This is a genomic window from Candidatus Nealsonbacteria bacterium (genome assembly GCA_019923605.1).
Lineage (GTDB): Bacteria > Patescibacteriota > Minisyncoccia > Minisyncoccales > CSSED10-335 > JAHXGM01.
The window spans coordinates 1-10810 of record JAHXGM010000018.1; the positions used below are offsets into that span (position 1 = coordinate 1).

The 10810-nt window shown below is 34.9% G+C and carries 10 protein-coding genes and 1 tRNA gene; 10 read left to right on the forward strand and 1 reads right to left on the reverse strand.

Annotation, left to right across the window (positions count from 1 at the left end; translation table 11 throughout):
* The 9 genes from KY054_02915 to KY054_02955 form a co-directional block, all read left to right on the forward strand.
* Positions 1 to 461, forward strand: a 461-nt coding sequence (locus KY054_02915; protein ID MBZ1356683.1) for a hypothetical protein, incomplete at its 5' end; no start/stop codon positions are given.
* A gap of 7 nt (positions 462 to 468) precedes the next feature.
* Positions 469 to 540, forward strand: a tRNA-Lys gene (locus tag KY054_02920).
* A gap of 33 nt (positions 541 to 573) precedes the next feature.
* Positions 574 to 849 (forward strand): 30S ribosomal protein S15, encoded by a 276-nt coding sequence (gene rpsO, locus KY054_02925; GenBank protein MBZ1356684.1) that lies wholly within the window; start codon positions 574 to 576, stop codon positions 847 to 849.
* A 16-nt stretch (positions 850 to 865) separates the two neighbouring features.
* Entirely contained in the window at positions 866 to 1369 is a 504-nt protein-coding gene (locus tag KY054_02930) for an NYN domain-containing protein (GenBank protein MBZ1356685.1), read from the forward strand.
* Positions 1370 to 1374: 5 nt separating this feature from the next.
* Positions 1375 to 3492 (forward strand): polyribonucleotide nucleotidyltransferase, encoded by a 2118-nt coding sequence (locus KY054_02935; protein ID MBZ1356686.1) that lies wholly within the window; start codon positions 1375 to 1377, stop codon positions 3490 to 3492.
* A gap of 8 nt (positions 3493 to 3500) precedes the next feature.
* A complete protein-coding gene (locus KY054_02940) occupies positions 3501 to 5711 on the forward strand; it encodes a hypothetical protein (protein ID MBZ1356687.1) in 2211 nt (736 codons plus the stop codon).
* An 8-nt stretch (positions 5712 to 5719) separates the two neighbouring features.
* Entirely contained in the window at positions 5720 to 6997 is a 1278-nt protein-coding gene (locus tag KY054_02945) for a hypothetical protein (GenBank protein ID MBZ1356688.1), read from the forward strand.
* A gap of 9 nt (positions 6998 to 7006) precedes the next feature.
* Positions 7007 to 8137, forward strand: coding sequence for a hypothetical protein (locus KY054_02950; GenBank protein ID MBZ1356689.1), 1131 nt, complete (start codon positions 7007 to 7009; stop codon positions 8135 to 8137).
* A gap of 52 nt (positions 8138 to 8189) precedes the next feature.
* Positions 8190 to 8549 carry a TraR/DksA C4-type zinc finger protein gene (locus KY054_02955; protein MBZ1356690.1) on the forward strand — a complete coding sequence of 120 codons (360 nt, stop codon included), beginning with the start codon at positions 8190 to 8192 and terminating at the stop codon, positions 8547 to 8549.
* 41 nt (positions 8550 to 8590) lie between these two features.
* Here the strand turns inward: KY054_02955 and KY054_02960 are convergent, their stop codons facing one another.
* Positions 8591 to 9649: a M23 family metallopeptidase gene (locus KY054_02960; GenBank protein MBZ1356691.1), complete on the reverse strand. Its 1059-nt coding sequence runs from the start codon at positions 9647 to 9649 to the stop codon at positions 8591 to 8593.
* A 215-nt stretch (positions 9650 to 9864) separates the two neighbouring features.
* Here KY054_02960 and rsmA point away from each other — a divergent pair, with 215 nt between their 5' ends.
* The gene (gene rsmA / locus KY054_02965; GenBank protein ID MBZ1356692.1) at positions 9865 to 10677 is read left to right on the forward strand and encodes a 16S rRNA (adenine(1518)-N(6)/adenine(1519)-N(6))-dimethyltransferase RsmA; all 813 of its coding nucleotides are present in this window, start codon (positions 9865 to 9867) and stop codon (positions 10675 to 10677) included.
* Positions 10678 to 10810: the final 133 nt, after the last annotated feature.

Below are 10810 nucleotides of genomic sequence, written 5' to 3' on the forward strand. Positions count from 1 at the left end.
GTAAAGACACACCCTCTTTATTTTTCTTAAAAATAATGTATATTATAAAGAGTATGAAGGTCATATCTTCTTTATTAAAAATAAACAAAGGATTAATAATTATCCTTGTGCTGTTTATTTTTTTACCCACTATTGTATCCGCCACTACCCCTCCCTTCGTTCGGTGTGGACCGGGAACAGCTAAGACGGTATGTGAACTTTGTGATCTTTTTACAATGGGCGGAAGAATTGCCGACTTCGCCCTAAAGATAGCCGGGACATTGGCAGTTCTTGTTACAATGTTGGGGGGAATGACATACTTAACATCGTTTGGAGACCAGCAAAGACTAACTAAAGCTAAACAAATATTTCTCGCAGGACTTTATGGTCTTATCTATATCTTTCTTGCATGGTCTTTTGTTGTAATAGCATATAGAGCCGTAGGGGCTGGCAATCCGGTTTATTGGTGGGATGTCTGTTAGAAAGTAGGCCCCGTTAGCTCAGTGGTAGAGCAGGAAGCTCTTAACTTCAAGGTCGGGGGTTCAAATCCCTCACGGGGCACAAAGAGTCGAATTTAAAATATACAAAAAAAATATGTTAACACTAGACGAAAAGCAAAAAATAATAGAAGATTACAAGCTTCATGATAAAGATACTGGATCCCCAGAGGTTCAGATCGCTATTCTTACTGAAGAAATCCAAAGACTATTATCCCATCTTAAGAAGAATCCTAAGGATCTTCATTCAAGAAGAGGGCTATTAGGAATGGTAATCAAAAGGAAGAAACTTCTCTTTTTCCTAAAAAGAGAGGATGAAAAAAGACATGAGGTGATTGTAAAGAAAGTTGGCCTTAAGAAAAAGAAAAAATAAAAGCCCCGCTTTTATCATGATAATAAAACATTTCGGTCAAAGAGTGGCTGTATTAATAGATGTTCAAAATCTATACCACTCAGCAAAAAACATCTACAGAGCTAAGGTTAATTTTGGCGAAATTCTAAACACAGCCGTCTCTGACAGAAATCTTATCAGAGCCTTTGCTTATGTAATTAGAACTAAATCTGGCGAAGAGAAATCATTTTTTAATGCCCTAACAAAGCTGGGTATAGAAACAAGAGTAAAAGATCTTCAAGAATTTTATGGGGGACAGAAAAAAGCAGACTGGGATGTAGGTCTAGTAATTGATGCAATAAGAATTGCTCCCAGCCTTGATGCTTTAGTCATAGTGTCTGGTGATGGAGACTTTATCCCATTAGTAGATTACCTTAAAAACCAAGGCAAGAGAGTAGAAGTGATAGCCTTTGAAAAATCATCGTCTAGCGTATTAAAAGAATCAGCTGATGAATTTATAGACCTTGGGAAGGAATCTAAAAAATACTTACTTAAAAAATAAACAGCATGAACGAATACAGAACTACAATTGGTGGACGAGATCTTGTCATAAAACCAAATGAATTAGCCGAGCAAGCTAATGGAAGCGTTATGGTCCAGTACGGAGAAGTTGTTATTTTAAGTACAGCTACTATGTCTGGAGAAGATATCGCTGACCTTGGATTTTTTCCTCTAACAGTAGACTATGAAGAAAGATTTTATGCGGCCGGAAAAATTCGTGGTTCAAGGTTTAGCAAAAGAGAAGGACGCCCATCAGATATTGCTATTACGACCTCGAGATTAATAGATCGAACATCAAGGCCTCTTTTTCCAAGGGGACTTAAAAGATCAGTGCAACTCGTGACCACCTGCCTTTCTTGGGATGGCCAAAACGACCCCGATACTATTGGAATAATTGGAGCTTCTTTAGCTACAGCAATATCTGACATTCCATGGGAGGGTCCAGTTGGCGCTGTAAGAATTGGTCGCATAAATAATGAATTTATAATAAACCCAACCTACGAAGAAAAAGAAAAAAGTGACTTGAATATAGTTTTTAGTGGTATAAAAAAAGAAGATGGTGAGGTTATTGTTAATATGATAGAGGGTGGCCTAAATGAGATAGACGAAGAAACTTCCCTGCAAGCCTTTATTACTGCCAAAAAATATATTGGCGATCTTTGTGATTTTCAAAATAAAATTGCTCAAGAGATTGGAAAAAAGAAATTAGAAATAATTCCCCCAATCATAGATATGGAATTTAGAAAAGAAATTACAGAATTTATCAGTCCCAAAATTGAAAACGCTTTAAACGAAACAGATCGAGAGGAACAGTCTAAAAAAGTGAAAAAAGTGCTAGCAGAGATGGTCAACTATGTTCATGAAAAATGGCCCGAAAAAGAAGGAGCCGAAAAAGAAGCAAAGGAAACTTTTGAAGAAGTATTATCTGAAACAATAACAAATAACATCTTGGTCTATGAAAAAAGGCTGGACGGAAGAAAGCTAGATGAACTAAGAGAACTGAGTGCTGATATTTCAATTCTCCCCAGAACTCATGGGACAGGGCTTTTTTCTCGCGGACAAACAAGATCTCTTTCAATTCTTACTCTAGGAGCTCCTGGAGATCATCAACTATTAGAAGGAATGGAAGTTACTGGAGAAAAAAGATTTTTCCATCATTACAATTTCCCTCCCTATTCAGTAGGTGAGGTAAAACCATTGCGTGGTCCCGGAAGAAGAGAAATCGGACATGGACTTCTTGCTGAAAAAGCTATGCTTCCAATTATTCCTAATTTCGAAACTTTTCCTTATACAATAAGAATCGTGTCAGAAATACTTTCCTCAAATGGATCAACTTCCATGGCTTCTGTTTGTAGCTCTTCTCTATCATTAATGGATGCCGGTGTTCCAATAAAAAGTCACGTTGCTGGAATATCAATAGGTATTATCGAAAATGAAAAAGGAGAATACAAACTATTAACCGACATTCAAGGAAAAGAAGACCATCACGGAGGAATGGATCTTAAAATGGCCGGCACTAAAAAAGGATTAACAGCAATACAAATGGATGTTAAGATAAAAGGAATAAGTGATAAGATATTTAAAGAATCCCTTGAGGCCGCAAAGAAAACGCGTCTTGAAATTCTTAAAAGAATGGAACAGGTCATCCCCACTCCCAGAGAAAACCTTTCAAAATATGCACCTAGGGTAATATCCTTCAAGATTAACCCTGAAAAAATAAGGGAAGTTATTGGATCTGGTGGAAAAGTAATAAATGAAATTATCAACACAACCGGTGCTACAATTGATATTGAAGACTCAGGCGATGTTTTTGTCACATCGGATAACAAAGAATCAGCAGATCGTGCTGTTCAATGGATAAAAGACATTGCAAGAGAAGTTGAGGTTGGAGAGATATTCAAAGGAACAGTTAAAAGAATCTTAGACTTTGGAGCTTTTGTTGAAGTTCTGCCTGGACAAGAAGGGTTAGTTCATATCTCTAAGCTAGCTAATCAAAGAGTTGAAAAGGTAAAGGATATTGTAAGCTTAGGTCAAACTATAAACGTAAAAGTAATTGGAATTGACGACCAAGGAAGAATAAACCTTTCTCTTAAAGATGCTCCCCAAGAAATAAAGAATGATTAAATAAAATAATGGCTGACAAAAAGAAAAAAGAAGATTTCCTTTTTGAAGAAGAATCGCATGAAATAAGGACTATGCAGAAGGATCTTCTTCGTTATGGAAAAAAACCATTAGAGGATAAGATTACCGAAAAAGAAAAACTTATTAATGATAAGGACAAAAAAGAACTAGAAAAAAAAGAACCTGAAATAGAAAAAGGAAAGGGAGTTGAGGCCTTTGTTAAGGAGCTCGAAGAGAAAGCAGAAAAACGAGCTAAGGATATGAAGAATGGCGTTAGCTTTGAAGAGCAAGTAAAAGAAGATGAAGCAATAAAAGACAAAGACATAACCACAGAAGTCCAAAAAACGATTTTAAAGAAAGAGAAGACTGATCCCGAAACTTATAAGAAAAAAGAGATTAAAGACTTTATTAAGGAGTTTGAAGAGAAAACAAAAGAGCAAGCCAAGGCCATAAAGAATAGGACCATGACTGAAAAACAGGCAGAAGAAAAAAAAGAGGAGCCCGTTCAAGAAAAAGAAACGAAAAAACATACAATAATCCTAACCTCTAATCCTTTGCATAGCGGATCAGCCGAAGGATCGGGAGAATATCCGAAAGGAGAAACTATCGAAATAATAGCAACACCAAGCGACGGCTATGAGTTTTTATTTTGGAAAGAATTCGGAGATATAATATCTTCTGAAAAAAGATATCTCTTAAAGGTAAATAGCGACCGAAGAATCATGGCCACATTCAAAGATAGGATGGCCGAAGAAAAAGAACTTGCAAGAAAAAGAAAGGATGAAGAAGATAATAGAACAAAGAGAGAAGCTTTAAATCAAAAATTGCTACGAGAAAAGCAAGAACTTGAAGATAAAAAGAAAATAGAAGAAATAGCTAAGAAAGAAGAATTAGATCCTAAAATCAAAGGCAAAGAAATTTTAGACAAAAATATTCTAGAAAAAGAGATTGAAGAAATAGCTAAGAAAAGAAAGGAATTAAAATCAAAGGAAGAAGAATTAAAAGCCGAAAGAAAGGGGCTACAAGCTTCCCTAGATGAAGTTATTAAAAGAGAAGAAGAGATTGAAGCAAAAGAAAAAGAGATTGAAGCTCAAGAGAAAGAAGCCCCTACTCCAGAAAAAGAGAGGGAGATAAAAGAAAAGAGGTGGGAATGGGAGGAGAAAAGAAAATCCATAGAAAAAGAACGCTGGGAATGGGATGAAAAAGTCATAGAAATATCAAGCATTATAAATGAGATAGAAAAAGAACACCAAGAAATTAAAAGAAGGGAAGAAGAGCAAAAACAACAACTAATCGCAATAGAAAAAATTGCATTGGAAAAAATTGGGGCTAAAAGAAAAGAATTGGAGCTAAAGGAAGAAGAATTAAAAGCCGAAAGAAAGGGGCTGCAAGCTTCCCTAGATGAAGTTATTAAAAGAGAAGAAGAGATTGAAGCAAAAGAAAAAGAGATTGAAGCTCAAGAGAAAGAAGCCCCTACTCCAAAAAAAGAGAGGGCTATAGAAGAGAAGAGATGGGAATGGGAGGAGAAAAGAAAAATAATTGAAAAGGAAAAATGGGTCCTACACGAAAAGCTCGAGAAGGTTTCTTTAGCTATGGAAAAAATATCGACTGAAAAAGAACTACTAACTCCTCCGAGGGATCAAGCAATAGAAAAAAAAGAGGATGCCCATGAGATACAAAAGAGAATAGATGCTGAAAAAAATAAAATTGAAAAAGAAAGGCTTGACATAGAAAAGAAAATAATGTCAACTAAAGAAAGGGAGACTAGGGCCAAAGCCTCAAGAGAAGAAATTGAAAAAGAAGAAAAAGCAACAACAGATATCTCGGAAAAGAAATCTATCGAGAAGAAACGATGGAAGATTGAAGATGAAATCAAAGAAATAGAAAAAGAAAAATGGTCTTTGGAGGAAAAGATGACAGAAATTCTTGAAAGAAGAAAAGATATTGATGAAAGACATAAAGACCTAGAAAAAAAACAAATATTACCAGAATCTAGAGATAGCGAGGCCCAAAAAGAAAAAGAAGCTATTACTGTCCCTACTGAACCCAAAAAGTCAGAAATTATTGAGGGAAAAGAAGATGATTATGATGCTAGGGATTTAATAATCGTAGAACAATATATTAGAAAAAATTCTTCTAGCATTGATTATGATCTTGGAAAATCTCAAATAGATAAACGATTTTTTGATTACATTTTAAGACAAGCTAAGAAAAATAACTAAGTACCAATATGTCATTATATAAAAAATATATTAGCGAAGAAGATGACTCTCAAGGACTAGCCGTTGTTTTGGAAGAAAAAAAAGAGATTGAGCTTAAAAAACAAGCTTTTGAAGAAAAAGTAAATGAAATCAAGGAAATAATAAGATTGATTGAAGAAGAGGAGCGGTCTATTGAGACGCGCGAACGAGAACTCGAGCAAGAGGAAAGAAAAGCGGAAACTCATCAGGAAAAAAGAGAGATTACCCAAAAAGTAAGAGAGGTTGAAGACAAGAGAAGAGAGGTTGAAGAAAAAAGATGGGAGGAAGAAAAAAAGATTCAAGAACTAAAGAAAGAGGAAGAGGAAATCGAGGTTAGTTATCAAAAAATACTAAATCGCGAAGAAGAGTTTATTTTAGGAAAAGAAAAAAAAGAAAAAACAACAGAAAAAGAAAAGCTTGAAGAACGCCTTAAAGAGATACTAAAAGTTAAAGACGTTCTACGGAAAGAAACTGAAAGTCTTTTAGATAAAAAAGATGCCCTCATAACAAAACTAAGAGAAATTAACAAAAACCTAGAGTTGATAGTAAGAGATGAAGAAAGTATTCAGTCTCGAGAGAAATTGACAGAAGACTTAACAGAAAAGAGAGAATCCGAAAGAGAAAGAAGAGAGATTGAAGACAGAAGAAGAGAACTTGAGGAAGTGAAATGGGAAATAGAAGAAGATCTTGAAAAGCTAGATAGTGAGAAAGATGAAATCAAAAAAATAATAAAAAGAGAAGAAGACCTTAGAGATAAAATTCAAGAAATAGATGCTTTCTTAGGGATAGAATCTCCTGACTTAGAACCTGAACCAATCATATCCCTTGCGCCAAAAACTCCCAAAGAAGCTCCTATCAGAGAAAATGCTGTTACCCCAGAGCCAGAGCCAGAGCCAGAACCAGAGCCAGAAATATATAGAGCATCCGCTACCCCAGTTCCGCCAGAGGGAGGAGCCATAGAAGGGGAAAAATCATACGAAAAAGGTGAAGAAGTAAAAATGATTGCCATTCCAAACGAAGGGTATGAATTTATTGAATGGCTAGAAAACGATTCGCCTGTATCTCTAAAAGAAAACTACATCTTTACAATGAATAAGGACCGAAAGCTAATAGCTAGATTCACAAAAAAGAAAGCAAATAATGAAATTGTAGAAGAGTTTTTAAGAACAAATTCATCTAGCCCAGACCTCGACCTCCTTAAGGCTAAAGAAAATAAAGACTTCTTTAATTTTATACTTGGAATGGCAAAAGAAGCAAAAACAAAATAACCAACGAATATGTCTTTTTATAAAGAATATCTAAAAAACCAGCAAGGTCAAAAAGAAGAACTTCTAGCTGTTATAGAAGGTAAAGACAAACCTCAAGAAACCAGGGATTTTCCTAAAGAAGAAATCCCTGATCGAGTAGATGAAAGGAGGGAACCTATAAAATCTCCTCCTAAAAAAGAATTTGAAAAAAGAATTCCGAAAGACAAAAAACCGAGTGACCCAAATGAACCAACTAAGGGGTATAATGCACAAGAAAAATTAGCTGAAATTCAAGAAAAAGAGGATTTAGAGAGACAACGATTTTTAAAAAGAGTTCAAGGAGAAGACATCCCTGAGCCGTCTAAGACAAAAGAGCTTCTAAAAGAACCTGTATCCACCATGTCAGTCCCCCAAAGACCCTCTCAGAGCCAAAAGACATTGACCAGATTGATTGTTATTTTGTCTTTATTGGTAATAATTGGAATGTTATCTTTTGTATGGTACTGGCTATTAACAAGAGAACCTGCGCCAGTTGTAATACCAGAAGTTCCTATTATCATTGATGAGGAAGAAAATGTTCCTGAACCAATAATCGCCCCTCGATCAATCCTAAGGTATGACCTCTTTAGGGAACCGACTGCAACTAAATCAAATGAAATAGAAACTTATTTAAAACAATATCTAAACGAAGAAATTGAATCGGGAAAAATGATAAAGATATCAATTAGGGACGAAATTAATCCCCTAAATCCTGTTTATTTTTCGATGAATGCCTTTTTAACCACTTTTCATATATCTATCCCCGGCCTAAGAGACCGAGTCAATGAGGATAATTTCAACATCTTCCTCTATTCTCAAGAGGATGGAAACCGCATTGGGATGATTGTAGAAATTTCCCAGCCAAATGGATTTCTGGGAACCATACGAGAGTGGGAGCCAGATGCTAGGGACTCTCTTAGAACCTTCCTATCTTTTCTCGGAAAAAGCACAACCCCAACAACGGGCTTCTTTGCCTCTACTAACCACAGGAACGAGACTGTATGGTGCCAAAAATATGAAGAAAAAGAAGACTTTGGCATATGCTATGCTGTAACTAGAAGTAATTTCTTTATATTCTCCACATCGCTTAAAAGTGTACAAGCCGCCATAGACAGAATTTAATCTTGTTGAAAATTTGCTACTATATTAATGTCTATAAAAAATCAAAAACATTATGAAGAAAGAACTAATCGAAAAATTAAAAGACCGTATGAAAAAAGAAAAGAATTCGCTAGAGGAAATGCTGGGTGAATTTGCAAAAGAAAGTAAAATAAATCCGGGTGATTGGGACACAAAATTTCCTAACTTTAAGGCCGAGGGTACAACTGACGAAGAAGCTGATGAGGTAGAAGAATACAACTCACTTCTTCCAATAGAAAGAGTCTTAGAAGTAAAGCTTCAAAATATAAATACAGCTCTTGATAAGATAAAGAGTGGCGAATACGGAAAATGTGAAAAATGTGATAAGGAAATAGCTGAAAATAGATTAAATCTAATACCTGAAACAAAAGTTTGTATTGATTGCAAGAAATAAATCAAACAAAAGACCGGCCTGAAAGCCGGCTTTTTCTTTTGCTAGAATCTATGTCCTACTCGATAATTAGCAAGAGGATTTGATTCACCCCTTACCTCAAAGTGGAGATGGCACCCAGTTGGGCCAATTACAAATCCTGTGTTACCTATGTGTCCAATTAAACTTCCTTGAGACACGGATTGTCCTCGTGAAACTAAAATACTAGAAAGATGACCATAATAGGTAACAACTCCACTAGGATGTAAAATTCTAATATAGTTACCTCCTATATGATGATATCCTGTAAGCTGAACTATTCCTGCTGCTGCTGAATAAATTGGAGTACCACACCTATTAGCAATGTCTATGGCATTGTAAATATGAAGTCCCTGACTAATATAGCCTGCGGTAGGGACAATCATCCCTGAAGATGCAAGCGAAGGTCGGGAAACAGGAGTTGGTGTTGGTGCAATTGGTCGCGAGATCTCTCCTCCAGCCACTATTAGAATATCTCCTATTTGAATGTCTTGATCACTTGATAAATTATTAAAATCAATTACCTCTCCTTCATCGGCCTGATATTTCTTTGAAATACTAGCTAAAGTATCTCCTTTTCTAACGATATGAAGAACACCAGAAGTAGGTAATATCACAAGCTCCTGGCCCGGTGCAAGTGAGGTTCCTTTAAGATTGTTTGCCCAAATAATTGTATTTACTGAAATTCCAAACTGTTCAGCCAATGACCCTAAACTATCACCCCTTTCTACTCTATATGAAATAATATCCTTATCAACTTGAGGAGATAATTGTGTCCCCAATACTTGAATTTTAGGCATAAAAAGAGGAGCTACCGCATGCAAAGTATTGTCTTGAGAAATTATAAGGTCCGATGGTTCTGGATAAGAATTAATTGATGCAAGAAAGATTCCCTCATCATTATCAATTAAAGCTTCTGGCATTTCAATCATTGAGATCCATTTCTTGTTTTCAGCGGATCCAAAAATATTACCACTAAAGAATAAAAAAATGAAAATTGATATTGTTACCAATTTAAAAGCAAAAGAGAGGTCTTTCCTAGATCCCTTGTTTTTGAAGGCTTTCCTGTGTATGACACCCTTCACTCGCGAATAATAGAATGAAAAAGGCGTATTTTTATATGAGTTACTAATATCTAATCAATATTCTTATAATCCAACTTTCCGTAACTGTTTTAAGTTTACCAATAAGGCCATAAAAGTCAATGATTTTTTCCACTTACCATAATTATCTCGGTTAGATTTTATATGATTTAATGCGGTTTATAGAAGAAATCCCCTGTTTATGATAAAATTATCAAATGGACTATCTATCAAAAAAGGAAATTATTCTACTTCTTGAGCAATACGATGCAAGACCATTAAAAAAAATGGGGCAAAATTTTCTTATTGATAAAAATATTATTGATAAGATTATTTCTTTGGTTGAGCCTGATGATATAGTAGTTGAAGTTGGTCCCGGACTTGGATCAATTACTTTAGGTCTTGAAAAAAAAGTGAAAGAATTAATTTGTATTGAAAAAGATAAGAAGATGGTGGAAATACTTGAAAAAAAGATATTTCCCAATAACAGTAAAATAAAGATAATAAAAGGGGATATATTAAAAGAAGAAATTAAGATAAAGAAAAAATATAAAGTTGTTGCCAATGTCCCTTTCTATATAACATCCCCTATAATAAGAAGGTTTCTTGAAGAAAAGAATCCCCCGGAAGAAATGATACTATTGATACAAAAAGAAGTTGCTAAAAGAATCTGTTCCAAGCCGCCAGAAATGAATATTTTAGCCCTCTCTGTTCAATTTTATGCAGACCCAAAAATTATCTTCCCGATTTCTCGAAACTCTTTTTGGCCTCTTCCTAATGTAGATAGCGCCATTATCAATATTAAAAAAACCGATCGAAAATATGATGTAGATCCTATTCTTTTCTTTAAGGTTTTAAGGTCTGGATTTTCTAGGCCGAGAGCTCAACTATTGAATAATATATCAAATGGGCTAAAATTAAGTAGAGAAGAAACTAAAAAACTTTTACTAGAAAGCAATGTCAATCCCATTCGAAGAGCAGAAACATTATCTCTTGAAGAATGGATAATAATATCTAAACATTATGCATAATAAAAAGATACTTATTTTTTTCCTAATTTTTTCTTTTTTAATACTAGGGTCTTTTTTTGTTAAAAATAGTTTTAATATAATTTCAGCAGAAGAACATTGCCCAGTTCATATAACTGTATATACAACTTATTAC